Origin of the sequence: Pseudoalteromonas prydzensis (assembly GCF_011050055.1) — a bacterium.
GTDB lineage: Bacteria > Pseudomonadota > Gammaproteobacteria > Enterobacterales > Alteromonadaceae > Pseudoalteromonas > Pseudoalteromonas prydzensis_A.
This window is the reverse complement of sequence record NZ_DRGM01000144.1, coordinates 1-18,176: the sequence shown is the minus strand read 5'-3', so window position 1 is coordinate 18,176 and position 18,176 is coordinate 1. Positions and strand designations below refer to the sequence as shown.

9 protein-coding genes are annotated in these 18,176 nt (G+C 40.9%); 7 read left to right on the top strand and 2 right to left on the bottom strand.

Going from position 1 to position 18,176, the window contains the following annotated elements:
• Window positions 1–139 precede the first annotated feature (139 nt).
• Entirely contained in the window at window positions 140–1,597 is a 1,458-nt protein-coding gene (gene xylB / locus ENH88_RS13805; protein WP_304182943.1) for a xylulokinase, read from the bottom strand.
• A gap of 325 nt (window positions 1,598–1,922) precedes the next feature.
• Between xylB and ENH88_RS13800 the strand changes: the two genes are divergently transcribed.
• Both ENH88_RS13800 and ENH88_RS13795 read left to right on the top strand, forming a co-directional pair.
• Entirely contained in the window at window positions 1,923–3,116 is a 1,194-nt protein-coding gene (locus ENH88_RS13800; protein ID WP_304182938.1) for a XylR family transcriptional regulator, read from the top strand.
• A 502-nt stretch (window positions 3,117–3,618) separates the two neighbouring features.
• Window positions 3,619–5,139 (top strand): cellulase family glycosylhydrolase, encoded by a 1,521-nt coding sequence (locus ENH88_RS13795; RefSeq protein ID WP_304182937.1) that lies wholly within the window; start codon window positions 3,619–3,621, stop codon window positions 5,137–5,139.
• A gap of 122 nt (window positions 5,140–5,261) precedes the next feature.
• Here the strand turns inward: ENH88_RS13795 and ENH88_RS13790 are convergent, their stop codons facing one another.
• Window positions 5,262–6,707, bottom strand: coding sequence for a sugar porter family MFS transporter (locus ENH88_RS13790; protein ID WP_304182935.1), 1,446 nt, complete (start codon window positions 6,705–6,707; stop codon window positions 5,262–5,264).
• 222 nt (window positions 6,708–6,929) lie between these two features.
• On the opposite strand from ENH88_RS13790, the gene ENH88_RS13785 reads away from it, so the two are divergent.
• From ENH88_RS13785 to ENH88_RS13765, 5 genes are all read left to right on the top strand, one after another.
• A complete protein-coding gene (locus ENH88_RS13785; RefSeq protein WP_304182932.1) occupies window positions 6,930–8,693 on the top strand; it encodes a DUF5597 domain-containing protein in 1,764 nt (587 codons plus the stop codon).
• A 65-nt stretch (window positions 8,694–8,758) separates the two neighbouring features.
• Entirely contained in the window at window positions 8,759–11,713 is a 2,955-nt protein-coding gene (locus ENH88_RS13780) for a TIM-barrel domain-containing protein (RefSeq protein WP_304182929.1), read from the top strand.
• 151 nt (window positions 11,714–11,864) lie between these two features.
• On the top strand, window positions 11,865–15,083 hold the full coding sequence (locus tag ENH88_RS13775) for a glycoside hydrolase family 3 N-terminal domain-containing protein (RefSeq protein ID WP_304182926.1): 3,219 nt from the start codon (window positions 11,865–11,867) through the stop codon (window positions 15,081–15,083).
• A 6-nt stretch (window positions 15,084–15,089) separates the two neighbouring features.
• Entirely contained in the window at window positions 15,090–16,208 is a 1,119-nt protein-coding gene (locus tag ENH88_RS13770; RefSeq protein ID WP_304182923.1) for an SGNH/GDSL hydrolase family protein, read from the top strand.
• Between the two features lie 393 nt (window positions 16,209–16,601).
• The coding region (locus ENH88_RS13765; protein WP_304182922.1) for a glycoside hydrolase family 95 protein at window positions 16,602–18,176 on the top strand (1,575 nt) is incomplete at its 3' end.

Sequence of the window (18,176 nt, the reverse complement as noted above, 5' to 3'; positions counted from 1 at the left end):
AGTCACTCCTGTTAGTAATAGCTAATGTAGCAAGCTGGTATAGGCAAATAATTGTTTCTATCATGCGCATAGTTAAGCTAAGCGACAATTATGGATTTTTACTCGCTTTTTCTTTTTTTCGTCTTTTGCTGGGTATTGTTTAAAAACTCGTTTCAAGAGCGCTGTATAGTTTGCGAAATTTACTGCGTCTATTGTCGTAGTAAGTTTTAAGCACGGGGTTGGGTTGATGCTGCTGAACTAAATTGGGGACTGGGCATAGCAGTTCAATGCAACTATTTTTATCCATGGCTAGTTGTGCAAGCTTTGCTGCCCCTAGAGCAGGACCTACTTCGCCCCCTTCACAGTAATTCACTTGTTGTTGAGTAACATCGGCAATAAGTTGACGCCAAAATGCGCTTTGTGCGCCGCCGCCAATCAGGCTAATGGTATGGGGGATTAAACCCGCGTTGTGCAGTGCGTCCATACCATCGGCTAAGGCCATTGTGACTCCTTGAATTACCGCTAAACTCATTTGTGCACGGCTTGTTGATGCGGTTAAACCAACAAAACTTGCTGTGGCTCGGGGGTTGTTATGTGGCGTGCGTTCGCCAGTTAAATAAGGCAAAAAGTAGGGCAGTGTTTCGTCATCAAGCACGGTATTTGCTTGTACTTCGTCAAATAATGCCGTGACATCTTTTAAACCACTATTATTGGCATACCATTGCAGACAACTGGCAGCACTTAATGTAACTGACATTAAGTGCCAGCTTTTTGGTAGAGCATGGCAAAAGCTATGTACTGCACACGCGGTATTACTTTTACAACCATCACTAACCGCAAAATACACGCCAGAGGTGCCTAAGGAGAGCATGGCTTGGCCGCTTTGCGTAATGCCCACACCAATTGCGCCTGCGGCGTTATCACCCGCACCAGCGACTAATGCAACCTTGTCCATGCCCCAACGTTTGGCTAAATGATGATGTAAATAACCTGTTATTTCATTACCTTCGTACAACTTTGCCATGTGTGCTGTTGTCAGCCCTGTTGCGGCAAGCATGGTATCACTCCAACAACGATTACTTACATCTAGCCAGCAAGTACCTGAGGCATCAGACATATCAGTGGCGTAGTCGCCAGATAAGCAATAGCGCAGGTAGTCTTTTGGCAAAAGTACGGTGTGTATTTGCTTGAAAATGTCGGGTTCATATTCTTTAACCCACAATAATTTTGGAGCCGTAAAGCCGGGCATAATAATATTTTTAGTGATTGCTCTGGCGTTTTTAACGCGTGATTCAATGGTGAGGCATTGCTCGGCACAGCGTCCGTCATTCCATAAAATGGCGGGACGCAGTACTTGGTTTTTGTTATTAAGTAAAACTGCACCATGCATTTGTCCGGCAAGACCTATGGCTATGACCTGCGATAAGTCATGTTGCTGAGATAATTGGTCTAAGCATTGGCATGTTGCCTGCCACCAATCTTCAGGTAATTGTTCTGACCAAAGCGGTTTTGGCGAAAAAACACGTAAGACTTGGCTGCTAGACGCAGTAATAGTGCCTGTTTTATCCATTAAAATGGCTTTAACACCGGATGTACCTAAATCAATTCCTATGTACATATCACACTCTAGTTATTTGTTTTTGAAAATACATTTTCAAGTGAGTTATCTGCTGGCTCAATTATGAAATTTGTTTTAGCTTTTGCTAATTCTTTGATTTTAGAGTTGTTAGCTGTAATTAACTCGGGGGAGTTGATGGTATTTCGATGTACCACAAGGGAATACACTACTTAAGGAAAACGCTTTTATGTTACATTAACCGATGTTTAAAAAACGTAAATTAAATGTGGTTTTTGATAACTAAATAACATAATAAAAATTATGAAATTTAGTTATTGTGTGAGCCATGCATTATTTTAAAAAATGGGTTTCAAAGGTTGCGACTATGTTTGAGAGTAAGCACAGCATTACGTTGATTCTAAATGCGAGTAAAGTATACGATCGAAAAATAATTGAAGGGGTTGGTAATTATTTGCAAACCTCTAAAGTCGATTGGGATCTGTATCTAGAAGAGGATTTTTTAGCGCGTTTCGATAATATTGATGAATGGGGCGTTGATGGCATTATTGCTGACTTTGATAACCCTGAAATTCAGGCGGCATTACTCAAAACAAAAATTCCTGTGGTCGGTGTTGGCGGTTCTTATTCTGATGCAAATGATTACCCCGATGTGCCGTATGTTGCAACTGATAACTTCGCACTTGTTAATGCTGCATACCAGCACTTACGGCAAAAAGGCATTGAAGAATTTGCATTTTATGGTGCACCTTTAGATGATTATCAGCGTTGGTCTCAAGAGCGCGAAAATGCTATTTTAAAAATTACCGAAGCCGATGGTTATAAGTGTCACGTTTATCGCGGCCATCCCATTAAGCCTGAAACATGGCAAGATACTACAAAACGTTTATCTGACTGGTTAATTTCTTTGCCAACTCCGATTGGCGTTATCGCGGTAACGGATTCACGGGCACGTCATTTGTTGCAAGTATGCGATCATAGTGGCTTACTCATACCCGACAGGTTATCGGTGATTGGTATCGACGATGATGAAATAGCCCGTTTCTTAAATAGAGTTAGTTTGAGCTCAGTAAAGCAAGGCTGCTTTGAAATGGGTTATCAAGCGGCTAAAAAACTACATCGCTTGCTTGATGGCCAAAGTTGCTCACATAAGCCTTATCTTGTTCCTCCTGCAAAAGTTATCGAAAGGCAATCGACAGACTTTAAAGCGATAAAAGATCCGCAAGTTATGCAAGCTATGCACTTTATTCGGCAAAAAGCCTGCCATGGTATCAAGGTTGATCAAGTTCTCGATTATGTTGGGGTTTCTCGTTCTAATTTAGAGCAGCGCTTTAAAGAAGAACGTGGTCACAGTATTCACAACGAAATTCACCATGAAAAACTGCGAAAAGCTTGCTCAATGTTAAAAAATACAGATCGGCCTACTGTCGAAATCGCAAATATTTGTGGTTATCCATCATTACAATACATGTATGCAATATTTAAAAAACATTTCAATCAGACTCCACTTGAACACCGTGACGCTGCTAATCGGCGAATAGCAGAGAATAGTCTTAAATAGTCGTAACTTACATCATTTTTACGGATATTAACTGGGTATTATTAGCGGTATTCGCATACTCCATACAGTAGTAAGCGAATCCGCTGTTATAATAGCCCCACTGCATACTATAAACCTTCGCATTTGTGCTTTTCATAATATTAATCGTGAGCATTACTAAGCTGCTATTTATTAACTTCTATTATTAGAAAATTTAAAATATTAGGCTGAATACAAAATATCATAATTGATAGATTTTTAATTTTAAACTCATACTTTTAAGGATGTTTTGAGTGCTGTAATGAGTTGTTTTTATATTAGCTGAACCTTGTTAATCGGTTAAAAAAAGCACTTGATGATGTTATTCGAATTAGCGTATTGCGCCTCTAGCAACACCTAGCGAAAGGGGTTGCGCGAAGCAAAAAATAACATAGACAGTCAGTTTTTTGCTTATCGTACTGTGCTATTGACGATGCAATAGTGAGTACTAGCGGACTGATGTCAAAATTAAAAAAGGATAATTATGTTTATTAAAATGTGTAAGAGTTTAATTAACAACCTATGTTTGCCATTTTTTATCGTGTCTATTGGTATGGGCGCTAATGCGTCTGTTACTGAGGGACGATATTTATTGGTTAACAAGCATAGTGATAAAGTGCTTGATGTCGCCGCTAATGGTCAAGCCGATGGAGTAAATGTTTTGCAATGGGAGCAAGGTTTAGGACTTAACCAAAGGTGGGATATAAATAAGTTAGACAATGGCTATTACACTATTATGGCGGCTCATAGTGGTAAGGCATTAGATGTTGAAAGTTGGAATGCTGATAATGGCGCAAACTTAACGCAGTATAACTACTCTGGTAATGATAATCAGCAGTGGCACATTGAAGATGTTGGCAGCGGTTATTATAAAGTGATTTCTAAATTTAGTGGTAAAACCGTTGAAATTAAAGATATGGCTACAAATAATGGGGCGAATGCTCAGTTGTGGGATTATTGGGGAGGAGATAGCCAATTATGGCGTTTAGCCTCTGTTGATATGCAGCAGCCGAGCCAATCAGCGACTGAAATCGTCAGTAAGATGGGAGCAGGCTGGAACTTAGGTAACACGCTTGATGCTGTGGGCGGGGAAACCAATTGGGGTAACCCATTAACGCAGCGCTATATGATTGAATCTGTGGCTGCGCAGGGTTTTAAAACGATTAGGATCCCAGTTACTTGGCAAGGTCATTTCTCTGGTGTTGATAATACGATTGATCCGGCTTGGTTAGCCAGAGTTGAACAGCTGGTGAACTATGCTTTAGATGCTAATTTATACGTGATTATTAATATTCACCATGATGAGTGGGTGGTGCCCACTTACGCAGCTCAACAGCAAAGCAGTGATATTTTAGCTGATATATGGTCGCAGGTAGCTGAACGCTTTAAAAACCATAGTCAGCAATTAATTTTTGAAACACTTAATGAACCAAGAGCAAACAAAGGTACTCCTCTCGAATGGTCGGGAACATTAGAAAACTACCAAGTTGTTAATGTACTTAATCAAGTTGCACTTGATGAAATTCGTCGCAGTGGTGGCAATAATAAACAGCGCTTAGTTTTAATACCTGGTTATGCCGCAAGCCCATGGCAAGAACAAATAGAACACATTAGCATTCCTGCAGACGAGATGATTGCAATTTCTACTCATGGCTATGTTCCTTACACTTTTACTGAACAGGAAGTGGCAGATGGTGGCGATAGTGTGTTTGATGGCGATGAACAAGCGCTAATTGATTACATCTTTGATAATTTAAACAATCGCTTTGTTAGCAATGGCATTCCTGTGGTGATGGGTGAGTGGGGCAGCGTTGATAAGGGCAATAGTCAAGATCGTGCGGCGTATGCTCGGTATTATCAAAGCAAAGCGAATGACATTGGTATAGTTACTATTGTATGGGATAACAATGCATTAGGTGGTAACGGACACAACTATCGATTATATGATCGCAGTAACAATCAGTGGATATTTGCTGATATTGTCAGTGGCATTATTCAACCGTAACTGCCATTGTTTATGACCGTATAAAAGTAGTTCAGTACCCTGTTATTTATATTGATAGCTAAGGCAAAAAAGAGAGCCCGTTAGGCTCTCTTTTGCATTTAACTAAGGATTAGTAAATTACCTTACCCTTGCATGTTTTCAAGCTCTGTGCCTTTTGTTTCATGAACAAATTTTATCACAAAGATAATCGATAAAGCGGCACACAAGGCATAAAAACCATAGGCGCCGGCTAAACCAATAGAAGCCAGTAATATCGGAAAGGTAATGGTAATTGCAAAATTGGCAAGCCACTGCGCTAAACCGGCAATGGCCAATCCTGAGCCGCGCATTTGATTTGGAAACATTTCACCTAACATGACCCACATAACAGGGCCCCATGAAAAGTTAAAAAAGAATACGTAAGCGTTTGCGGCAATTAATGCTAATGGGCCTTTATCACCCATCATTAAGTTGCCATTACTATCAACATCGGCACCAAAAAATGAGTAGGCAACCACAGCCAGTGTTACTGCCATACCTATGGATCCCCATTTAAGTAAGGGTTTACGGCCAATTTTATCAACGTAGAGCATAGTCACTACACAAGCGGCAATACTTACCGCACCGCTAATAATGTTAATTAGTAGGGCATCACTTTCAGAGAAACCAACGGCCTGCCATAAAACTGCGCCGTAATAAAAAATCACATTAATGCCAACAAGCTGCTGAAATACGGCAAGACCAATGCCCAACCAAACAATTTTTTTAACTTTACGGTTGCCCGTTGAGTGGGAGGTATCAAGTAGATCTGAAAATGATGGCTTATGACTATTTGAGAGAGAGTTTTTGATTTCGATTAATTTAAGTTTTGCAGTCTCTTCACCATATAAGCGAGTTAGTACACGGCTGGCGTGTTGATTTTTACCTTTGACCACCAAAAATCGAGGACTTTCAGGAATAAACATTAAGGTAAGGAAAAATAAACACGCAGGAGCTAGTTCCATCCAAAACATCCAGCGCCATGCCTGCATTTCCATCCACAGACTGGCAGTTGAAATGCCAGCAACTTTAGCTAGTAAATAGTTTGATACAAACGCTGCAAATAACCCGCTAATAATTGCTACTTGTTGTACCGTTGTTAGCATACCTCGATAACGTGCTGGTGCCACTTCACTGATATACGCGGGGGTCATAACCGATGCTGCGCCTACCGCCAAGCCGCCCAAAATTCGGTAAAAAACAAATTCATTTGAGGTCATTGCAATACCAGAGCCCCAAGCACTAATAATAAAAAAAATCGCTGCAACAATGAGCAGCGAGCGACGACCATATAGGTCGGCTAAACGGCCTGCAAAAAAGGCACCTATTGCGCAGCCTAATAACATGCTTGCAATATTAAAGCCTGTGCCAACGCTATTTGAGTTAAATGCTTGCTGCAAGCCATCGACAGTGCCATTTATCACGCCCGAGTCAAAACCAAACAAAAAGCCACCAATAGATGCGGCTAAGCTGATAAAGATAATAAATAACTTATTATCTTCGTGGTTATTGGCTGCCGCCATGGCTGATAGTGTGTGTGTGTTCTCCATGCTATTCCTGTTTTTCTTTATAATTGTTGGTGATTATTTTGTATGCTTTATTGTTTTGTGTTGCAACAGAATAATTTGTTTTTGTAGTTATTAAATTTTCCAATTATTACTAAAACAAATTTACGGATTATGAATTTTTTTATCTGCCTGTGGTTTGATATACAAGGAAAAAAATTATAGATACTATTTAGTTACCTAAAATTAATAAATGTAATAAGTGCAATGAACAACAAGGTAAAACGAAAAGAATGGATCGTTATTTTTGCTGCACTCGCGTTATTTAGTCTAAGCGCTTGTACAAATATATCGCAATCGCTAGCTACAAATAGCGCATCGAAACTAGTTACAGATCACAGCTCATCATCACTGCCCAAACTTGTTACAAAAAATGGTAAACATGCCTTATTTGTTGATGGTAAGCCCTATCTTATTCTTGGTACGCAAACCAATAATTCGGTTAATTATCCTAAAGCGTTAAACTATGTATGGCCAGCGGTAAAACAAATTAATGCCAATACATTGAGCATTCCAATAGCGTGGGAGCAAATTGAACCCGAAGAAGGAAAGTTTGATTTCAGCTTTTTAGACGTACTTATAAAAGAAGCACAACAGCACGAGGTTAGATTAACCTTACTGTGGTTTGCTACATGGAAGAATAACGCGCCTCACTACGCCCCAAGTTGGGTTAAGCTTAATAACCAACGGTTTCCTCGGGTGATGAAAAAAGACGGTAGCTTACTCAATTCTATGTCGCCATTGGGAGAAAATACCTTGGCGGCTGATAAAGCTGCTTTTGTTAAGTTAATGGCTTACCTAAAAGAAAATGATCCCAGCAATACCGTTATTATGGTGCAAGTAGAAAATGAGGTCGGGACTTATGGCAGTAAACGTGATTTTTCACCGTTAGCAGAAAAATATTTTGCACAGCATGTGCCGCAAACACTACTTGACGGTTTAGCTATAAAAAAACAAGGAAGTTGGGCTGAAGTGTTTGCAAAAGACGCCGATGAATTTTTTCATGCTTGGTATATTGCGCGTTTTTGTCAAGAAATTGCCGCAGCAGGTAAAGCTGTTAAAAATTTACCTATTAATATTAATGTGGCACTGCGTAACCCGTTTCAACCAGGCGAACATTATTCAATGGGTGGGCCTACCGATAATGTTATTGATCTCTATAAAATAGCCGCCCCCGATATTGATCTTATTACGCCAGATATTTACTTCCCCGATTATAAAACAGTGACAAAGGTTTTGGATCTTTATGCGCGTGATGATAACGCTTTATTTGTTTCAGAAATTGGCAGTTCGCAACCCTATACACGTTATTTCTTTTCTACTCTTGGTCAACAAGGGATTGGCTTCTCGCCATTTGGCTTGGACTACAGCAAGTATACAAATTACCCGCTAGGTGCAAAAAAGGTTGATGAAGCCACGATTGCTGCGTTTGCCGAAAACTATAAATTACTGAAACCTTTTGCTGATGTGTGGGCAAAACTCAGTTTTGAAGGGCAAGTATGGGGAGTGTCTGAACCCCATGACACACAAAATGTTAGCGAAAAAGTATGGAACGCCAACGTAACTAAAGCTGAGCAAAAGCAGTTAGCTGCAGAGTCGGCCGAAGAAAATGCGCATCTTTATACACAGCATTTAGACTTGGGCCGTTGGAATGCTGAAGTAACTTATGGCCGTCCCATGTTTTGGATTGCACCACCAACAGGGAATAAGCCTGCCTCTGGGGGGGTATTGTTCGCAAAACTTTCTGAAGATGAATACTTAGTGACCGCTTACCGGGCTCGTATTACGTTTTCACCGTCAGATGAAATAACGGATCCTCACTATATGGTTGAGCGAGTGGAAGAAGGACATTTTGAAAATGGCAAGTGGGTTTTTGAACGAGTATGGAATGGCGATCAAACCGATTGGGGGCTGAATTTCACTTCAGAGCCAACACTACTTAAAGTGAAAATGGCCAGTTATAAGCAATAAAGTTAATTACACAATAAATGCTAGATCAACAGGTTTAATGACAATAAAAATTAATGGAGAACACAATGAGATTCACGAGTCATTTAGGACAACGATTTGCAATGGGTTTATTGCCTTTAGCCTTGCTGCAAGGTTGTGGACAAGAACTGAGTGCCAACACTGAGGCGTCAGCAACGGCTGCACAAAGTGCATTAGCGAGTGTACAACAAGTAGATAATGGGGTGATCGTTAGCTTTGCTAAGCAAGCGGCTTCAGAAGCAAAGAGTGTTCGTTTACAGGTTGTTAAAGACGATATTATTCGAGTTACCAGTATTGCTCACGATGATTTTTCAGTGCTACCAAAAAGTATTATGCTTACTGATGATGCTTTAAGCAGCCCAGCTAAATTTACTACTACCAGACAAGGTAATAAGTTACTGTTGAAAACCGCTAAAGTCAGTGCTGAAATCTCACTTATTGATGGCAAAGTATCATTTAAAAATAGTCAGGGTGAAACCGTTTTAGCAGAAGCTGATCGTCGCTTTACAGCAGTGACGGGCGATCCCATTACGCCAGATCACGACTCTTTTGCAATTCGCCAACAATGGAATAAAGGCAGCGACGAAGGCTTTTTTGGTTTAGGGCAGCAGCAAAACAATCAAGTTAACTATGCGGGTGAAAACGTAGAACTAACAACCCATAACTTAGAAATTGCTATTCCTTTTGTTGTGTCTACGCGTAATTATGGTGTGCTATGGGACAACAATTCAGTCACAAACTTTGGTGATCCAGAACAGTCTCGCAGTTTAAATCAAGACTTTGTGCTATACGATGCGCAAGGTAATAAAGGTGGCTTAACCGCTCAATATTATGATGGCGAAAAATTATTATTGACGCGTGTTGAAAACGAGGTTGATTATCAGTTTTTAGCAAATAATTCAGTACGCGAAAAACCATTTCCAACCGAGCTTGGTGAGGTGACCAATCCACGCGTTGTATGGCAAGGATTTATTGAAACGCAAACTTCAGGGGTACATAAATTTAGAATGTACTCAAGCGGTTATGCAAAACTTAAAATTAATGGGGAGCAATTACTCGACCGTTGGCGCATGAATTGGAACCCTTGGTATCACAACACCCAAATAACTTTAATTGCGGGCCAAAAAACTCCCATTGAAATAGATTGGAACTCACAAGGCGGCTACTTTAATTTACTGCATAATGATCCTCTTCCAAGTGAAGAACAATATTCACTGTCGTTTGCCTCAGAAACAGGTAAGGCCATTGATTACTACTTTGTTGCTGGTGAAAATACCGACGATGTTATTTCTGGTTACCGTGATTTAACGGGTAAATCAGTGATGCTGCCAAAGTGGGCATATGGTTTTTGGCAATCGCGCGAACGTTACACAAACCAAGAAGAATTAGTGGCTGTTGTTAAAGAGTACCGTGAGCGAAAAATCCCCCTTGATAATATTGTACTTGATTGGTCTTACTGGCCTGAAGATGGCTGGGGAAGCCATGATTTTGATAAAAAGAGCTTTCCAGATCCACAAAAAATGGTTGACCAAGTTCATGCCCTGAATAGCAATATTATGATTTCGGTTTGGCCTAAGTTTTATGCAAATACAGCGAACTATAAAGAGCTTGCCGATAAAGGCTACATGCTAACGAAAAATGTTGATCAAGAGGCTAATTTAGACTGGATAGGAAAAGGCTACTTAAATGGTTTTTATGATCCGTATCCAAAACAAGCGCAAGCGATTTTTTGGCGTCAGATAAACGAAAAAATTAAAAAATATGGTTTTGATGCATGGTGGCTAGATGCTACTGAGCCTGATATTCATTCAAACTTATCATTTCAAAAGCGTAAAGAAATCATGAGCCCACTTGCTGTTGGTTCTGGTGCTGAGTATTTTAATTCCTATGCAGTACCCCATGCTGAAGGGGTTTATCATGGTGAACGCGAAACCGCTCCTAATACTCGTTCATTTATTTTAACCCGTTCTGGTTTTGCTGGCATTCAACGTACTGGCTCTGCGATATGGAGTGGTGATACCGTTCCTCGTTGGAGCAATCTGAAAGAACAAATTGGCGCAGGGATCGGTGCGGGTTTAGCGGGGGTACCGAATTGGACGTTTGATATTGGTGGTTTTACTCCCGAAGATCACTATCGTAATACTGACAAAGGGTTTGTTGGTCATTTTTCTAATCTTAATGATAAGGATGTGGAAAACTGGCAAGAGCTTAATTTACGTTGGTTCCAATTTGGCGCGTTTGTCCCCTTATTTCGCTCGCATGGGCAAAACCCTTATCGTGAAATCTATAATCTCGCTGACGAAGGCAGCTTAGTGTACGATTCGTTAGTATCTTACACCAAGTTACGTTATCGCTTAATGCCCTATATATACAGTGAAGCAGGTAAAATGTACCAACAAGATGGTACGTTAATGCGTGGTCTTGTTATGGACTTTGGTGACGATAAAACAGCTATTAACATAGACGATCAATACATGTTCGGGCCTGCTTTTTTAGTTAACCCTGTGCATGAATTTAAAGCGCGTACCCGCAGTGTGTATTTACCAAAAGGCACAAACTGGTTTGATTTTTATAGCGGCCAATCGTATCAAGGAGGACAAACTATTACAGCCAATGCGCCGCTTGAGCAGATGCCATTGTTTGTAAAAGCGGGTTCAATTGTACCTATTGGCGGTGAAAAACAGTTCGTTTTCGATAATTTAGATGCCCCAATTACGTTATATATTTATACCGGCGCGGATGGTCAATATACCTTATACAATGATGATGGTAAAAGCTATGACTATGAAAAAGGCCAATTTACAAACATTGATATTAGCTACGATGATACGTTAGGCACTGTAACTATTGGCGAGCGAAAAGGGCAGTTTGCGGGCATGGTGAAACAACGAACCTTTAATATTCGCTTTATTTCAGGGCCAAGCAAAGATGCCGCAAACTTTAATGCTAAACCCGATAAATCTGTGCAATACACGGGTCAGTCGGTTGTTATTAAACGTTAAGAGCACGCTTATAAATAGTCGCTTAGTAGTTAGGGTGCTGTACTACTAAGCTTTACTTGATACTAAAAATACCTAAGTAGCAAGGTAGTAAGTACAGTCGTGATACTGAATTATTGCCCAAATACGTTTTAAATAGCTAAGGTTAAATGTTATGCAATTTTTTAATACCAGCTTGTCGTGTAAGTTTATAGTTAGCTCAGTTGTTGCTCTGTCAATGGTTGCGTGTAGCGCTCAAGAGCAAACTAATTTAGCAAAGAACGCCACGGCGCAAGCTGTTAATAACATCACTTTGTGGCCAGAAGTTAAATCGCCATTACGAACAGATCCACAAGATAACAAGTTTGTTGCTGATTTAATTGCTCGAATGAGCGTTGAAGAAAAAGTTGGGCAGCTCATTCAAGCTGAAATTCAAGCAATTACCCCAGAACAAGCAAAGGCTTATCATATTGGCTCAATTTTAAATGGTGGCGGCTCAGTGCCAAATCGTAAAGATAATGCGTCGGCAACTGATTGGGCTACTTTCGCGGATAGTTTTTATTTAGCGTCGATTGATAAAAGCGGTGGCCGTACAGGGGTGCCGATAATATGGGGAACCGACGCCGTTCATGGTCATGGGAATCTTGTTGGTGCGACTTTGTTTCCCCATAATATTGGTTTAGGAGCAACCCGTAATACTGCTTTGATCAAAGCCATTGGTGAGGCAACAGCAAAAGAAGTGAGAGCGTCGGGTATAGAATGGGTATTTGCCCCGACACTGGCAGTTGCAAGAAATGATCGCTGGGGACGCACTTACGAAAGCTACTCAGAAAACCCTGAACTTGTCGCAGAATTTACGCATGCGATGGTTATTGGTTTACAAGGTGAGCCTAATAGCCCTGATTTTTTAGATGAAAATCATGTTGCTGCAACAGCAAAGCACTTTTTAGCCGACGGTGGCACCGAAGCAGGCGACGATCAAGGTGACGCTAAAATGACGGAAAGCGAGCTAGTTACTATTCATAATGCGGGTTACCCAAAAGCAATTACAGCAGGTGTACAGTCTATTATGGCCAGTTTTTCATCATTTAATGGTGAGAAAATGCATGGCAATAAATACCTATTAACAGATGTTTTAAAATCAAGAATGGGTTTTGACGGCTTTGTTGTAGGTGATTGGAACGGCCATGGTCAGGTGCCTGATTGCAGCAATGACTCATGCGCGAAGTCGGTGAATGCGGGTATTGATTTATTGATGGCACCTTATGATTGGTTAACGTTATTTGAAAATACTTTAGCGCAAGTGAAAACAGGGCAGATCAGCCAAGCAAGGCTCGATGCTGCGGTTGCTGACATTTTACTTGTGAAAAAACGTTTAGGATTATTTAACGGTGTAAAACCAACGGATCGTAAGCTGGGAGCTAATAATGCTTTAATTGGTGCAAAAGCACATCGTGAGCTTGCTCGCCAAGCCGTGCGTGAAAGTTTAGTGTTATTGAAAAATAACCAGCAGATACTGCCGTTACAGCCAAAACAAACCATTTTGGTTACAGGTAGCCATGCCGATGATATTGCAAAACAAGCGGGTGGCTGGAGTGTGACTTGGCAAGGCACGGGGCTTAAAAATAGCCAATTCCCAGGGGCGACCAGTATTTATAAGGGAATTAAACAACAGGCAGTTAAAAATGGTAGTCAAGTTATTCTCTCGGCCGATGGTCACTTTGAGAAAAAGCCCGATGTGGCCATTGTGGTTTTTGGTGAAACACCTTATGCAGAAGGCCAAGGAGATGTTAATACATTAGAGTTTGAAGCGGGCAATAAAAAATCGCTAGCGTTACTTAAAAAATTAAAAGCGCAGGGAATACCCGTTGTTTCGGTGTTTATTTCGGGGCGTCCTCTTTGGGTGAACCCAGAAATAAATGCATCTGATGCTTTTGTTGCTGCTTGGTTACCTGGCTCTGAAGGACTTGGTGTCGCTGAGCTGTTAATGACGAATGCGCAAGGAAAAAGTAATTATGACTTTAGCGGTAAATTAGCATTTTCATGGCCTAAATTACCCACTCAAGATGAGCTAAACATAGGCGATGAAAACTATGATCCCTTGTTTGCTTATGGCTATGGTTTAACTTATCAAGACCATAAAAAACTAGCAAAGTTAGCCGAGGATGTTCCTGGTGTAGCCAGCGGAAAACCGCAAGATATTAATTTATATGTAGGTAGGCCGTTACAACCTTGGCATGTGGTGATCAAAAGTCCTGATAGCGAACAACTGCTAAGTGGCGCATTTGCAGAGCTGACCGATGGCAAAGTTAAAGTCACGACCTCAGATAAAGATGTTCAGGAAGATGCCCTTACATTTTCTTATCAAGATACTTGGTTTAGCAGCTTATATCTTTCTCACGGTAAGGCGCTTAATTTAGCACCATTTGTTAAGCAAGGTGCTGTTACTTTTGATATTCGTATTGATGATATTAAAAAATCAGCTTTAGATTTAGTGATTGATTGTGGTGCAAGTTGCCGTTCAAAATTATCTTTAAAAACATGGGCACTGGCTCAGCAAGGCAAGGGTTGGCAGCATTTATCGATTCCCTTACGTTGTTTTGAACAAGCCGGAGCTGATTTTAGCCAAGTAAACAGCCCGTTTAGTTTAGAGGCCGGCGGTAAAGGGCAGCTCGCGGTCGCTAATATTCAGTTTAAATTGCACGAAGAAGGTAACTTTAGTTGCCCAGATATAGCCCGAGCAGCGGTGACACCAGCAAAATTAAACGCCTATTGGGCTGAAGATTGGTGGTTACCGCGACATGAAGAAAAAGTGGCAGCCGCGAAAAAAGGTGATATTGAGCTACTTATGCTGGGTGACTCAATTACTCACAATTGGGAAAATGAGCAGGGGAAACCGGTTTGGCAGCAACATTTTGCAGATATAAAAACCTTAAACCTAGGTTTTGGCGGTGATCGCACCGAAAATGTGTTGTGGCGTCTTAAACATGGTGAAGTTGAGGGCATTGCACCTAAGCTAGCGGTGGTGATGATTGGCACCAATAATACTGGTCATCGCATGGAAAACCCCACTTATATTGCCAATGGCGTCAATGCCATTATCACAGAGCTGAAGCAACGTTTAGCCAACACAAAAATCCTTTTACTGGCTATTTTCCCTCGCGGTGCTGACGCTAACGACGAGTTGCGGCTTAACAACCAGCGCGCGAATGTTGAACTAGAGAAGGTGGCTAAGCAGCAGGGTATTTTGTTTAGTAATATAAACAACCATTTTCTTACTGCTACAGGTGAACTCAGTCGCGATATTATGCCGGATTATTTGCATCCGAATGGTCAAGGTTACGAAATATGGGCTGAACAACTAACACCTTACATTAAGCAATATATAAAGTGATAGCTGATGAGTAGCAATCGAGTAAAAAGCGCTAAATTATCTGCTAGTTTATGGCTATGCTTATTTTTAATATTGTTTTGCTGCGTTGCTGTTAAAGGCGCGCAGCGGCAGGTTATTGCGAGCCAAGATAATTTTCAATACACCGGCCGTATTGATTTTAGGCAACCGCAAACGGCCATTATATCTTGGCCTGGTACTCGCATTCAGGGGGCATTTACCGGCACTCAATTGGCCATCACTTTGGATGATCAATGGGGTAAAAATTACTTTAATGTATTTATCGATGATGAAACCGAGCCAAGAAAAATAATTGCTTGCCAGCAGGGAAAGCATCGTTATTTAATTGCCGATGATTTAGCCGATAAGGCGCATACATTTACCCTGTTTAAGCGAACAGAAGGAGAGGAGGGACGCACTAAGTTTCTTGGTATTAGTTTATCTGAGCAGGGGGAATTATTGCCGCCACCCGCGAAGCCTACGCGAAAAATAGAATTTTTTGGTGATTCAGTGACCAGTGGTATGGGAAATGAAGCTAAAGTTGGCGAAGCCGACCATATTCCAGCCGAAAAAAATAACTACTTAGCCTATGGGGCTATCACGGCACGTGATCTGGATGCTGAATATGTGAGCATTTCACAAAGTGGTATTGGGGTTATGGTGAGTTGGTTTGACTTTACTATGCCACAATTTTACGACCAGTTAGACGCTGTAGGCAATAATGACACAAAATGGAATTTCCAGCGTTGGCAGCCAGATGTTGTTGTCGTTAATTTATTACAAAATGATAGTTGGCTGATTGACCGAGAAGAGCGTTTGCAGCCTAAGCCAAGCGAAGAGGATATTGTGGCCGCTTATCGTGATTTTCTTGGTGATCTTCGTAATATTTACCCTAATACTTATATTATTGCTGCGTTAGGTAGCATGGATGCCACTAAACCAGGTTCTAAGTGGCCAAGCTATATAGAACGTGCTGTTGAACAAATAAAACAGACCACTGGCGAGCAAAAAATGGCGACTTTTTTCTTTCCTTACACTGGTTTTGAACAGCACCCTAGAGTTGTTCAACATCGTAAAAATGCAGCTTTGCTTAGCGCTTTTATCAAAACCAAAATGAATTGGCAGTAGGCAATATATTAAAAGCTAAAAATTAGCAACCTGCTCTGTATTTGAAGTGCAGGCTTGCTGGGCTACAGTTAACCTAAATTTATTACCATTAAAGACTTAGCCTTACTTTCTACATTAACCATCTGCGCGATGTTAGTCATTTCTCTTCCACTTGTGGCGCCGCATAAAGTTCTCAGCGCTGCAAGAACCCTCCATTCGCGGTACTAGCAAAATCTACATACTGATATTAAGAAAAATAAAGCAATGAAATTGTAAAATAAGATAATTTTTTTGTTAATAAAAGTGAATAGTATTGTATCAGCTAATTTAAAAATAAATCGATTCAGTTTATCAGCAGCACAGTGCAAATAGATGCAAGCAGCGGTTTATTTAAAACACAGAATGAAGGTAGTTATGGTATTCAGCAAAGTTAATAGTGATTTAAAACCCTACGGTGGCCGCTCAGCGTCTTATCATTTAGCTGCAAAGCCGCTCACCGTGATCGTCGCTATAAGCTGTGTGTTGTTTATGATGGTGGTAAGTAATGTATCTGCTAGTAATAAGCCTGTGTGTAAACGCAGTGATGATCTGAGTTTTTATTTTAATCAGGCTGGTCAAGATTGGGAGTCTGAGACCTTACCGATTGGCAATGGTGCTATGGGTGCCAGCGTACTTGGCGGCGTATCCGTTGAAACAATACAGTTTAGTGAAAAAACGTTATGGACTGGTGGGCCAGGCTCTAAGCAAGGTTATGACTTTGGCATTGCTAGCCACAGCGAAAGCTACCCAGAGCGGATCAAAGCAGTACAAAAACGACTGAAACAGGAAACTAAATTAACACCTGAGTTGGTTGCTAATAAATTAGGCCGTGCCAGCAGTGGCTATGGAAGTTATCAAAGCTTTGCCAACATTCAGCTAGAGTTTTCCCATAATCCCGCTCAGATCAGTGCCTATAAGCGCAGTTTAAATATTAAAAATGCTATTGCAGCAGTTGAGTATGACTATCAGCATACTCATTTTAAACGAGAATATTTTGTTAGCTATCCAGATCAAGTGATTGCTGTAAAGCTATCAAGCGATAAAGCAAAACAAATCGATGTTAGCCTTGATTTAGATATTGCTAACAATCGCACTGTGCATAAAACCATTAAACGCCTTCCCCACTCGTTAAATCGTGATGTCGTATTAATGACCGCAAGCGGTAAACTATTAGATAATCAGCTTGCCTACTCAACAAATATGGCCGTGATCGCCGCAGGTGGGGCTGTTAGCATGACAACGCAGAAAATTTCTGTGAGTGGCGCAGACAGTGTATGGCTTGTTGTCAGTGCTGGTACAGATTATGCCCTCAATTATCCATCATACCGAGGCAAGCTTGAGCAGGAAAAACTTATCCAGCGGGTTAGCGATGCGGTTGATTTAGGGTATGAACAACTAAAAAAACGTCATATCGACGACTATCAATCACTTTTTAACCGTGTTGCCTTAACGCTAAATCACTGCTTACCCCAGCAACCTATTGACCAATTACTGGCGCACTATAAAGCGAATACGCTTCTGGCAAAAGAGCGGCGCGCGCTTGAGGCCTTGTATTATCAATTTGGTCGTTATTTGTTGATCGCGTCTTCGCGAAAAGGTTCATTACCCGCTAATTTGCAAGGCGTGTGGAATAATTATGAGCAGGCACCGTGGAATAGTGATTATCACATTAATATTAACCTGCAGATGAATTATTGGTTAGCCGACGCCACTAATTTATCTGAATTAAATACTCCTCTGTTTGACTTTATTGACGCATTAATTGCGCCCGGAGAGCTGTCAGCAAAACGTATTTTTTCGGTTGATGGCTGGGTGTTATTTTTGAACACCAATATTTGGGGCTTTAGTGGTTTAATTGATTGGCCTACTGCTTTTTGGCAACCGGAAGGCGCAGCCTGGATAGCCCTTCATTATTATGATCATTACCTTTACAACCAAGATCCATTGTTT

What these genes read in the sequence shown, in the direction of transcription:
- ENH88_RS13770 (WP_304182923.1), top strand. Translation starts at nt 15,090, where the DNA reads ATGAGTAGCAATCGAGTAAAAAGCGCTAAATTATCTGCTAGTTTATGG.
- ENH88_RS13775 (WP_304182926.1), top strand. Translation starts at nt 11,865, where the DNA reads ATGCAATTTTTTAATACCAGCTTGTCGTGTAAGTTTATAGTTAGCTCA.
- ENH88_RS13780 (WP_304182929.1), top strand. Translation starts at nt 8,759, where the DNA reads ATGAGATTCACGAGTCATTTAGGACAACGATTTGCAATGGGTTTATTG.
- xylB (WP_304182943.1), bottom strand. Translation starts at nt 1,597, where the DNA reads ATGTACATAGGAATTGATTTAGGTACATCCGGTGTTAAAGCCATTTTA.
- ENH88_RS13790 (WP_304182935.1), bottom strand. Translation starts at nt 6,707, where the DNA reads ATGGAGAACACACACACACTATCAGCCATGGCGGCAGCCAATAACCAC.
- ENH88_RS13795 (WP_304182937.1), top strand. Translation starts at nt 3,619, where the DNA reads ATGTTTATTAAAATGTGTAAGAGTTTAATTAACAACCTATGTTTGCCA.
- ENH88_RS13800 (WP_304182938.1), top strand. Translation starts at nt 1,923, where the DNA reads ATGTTTGAGAGTAAGCACAGCATTACGTTGATTCTAAATGCGAGTAAA.
- ENH88_RS13785 (WP_304182932.1), top strand. Translation starts at nt 6,930, where the DNA reads ATGAACAACAAGGTAAAACGAAAAGAATGGATCGTTATTTTTGCTGCA.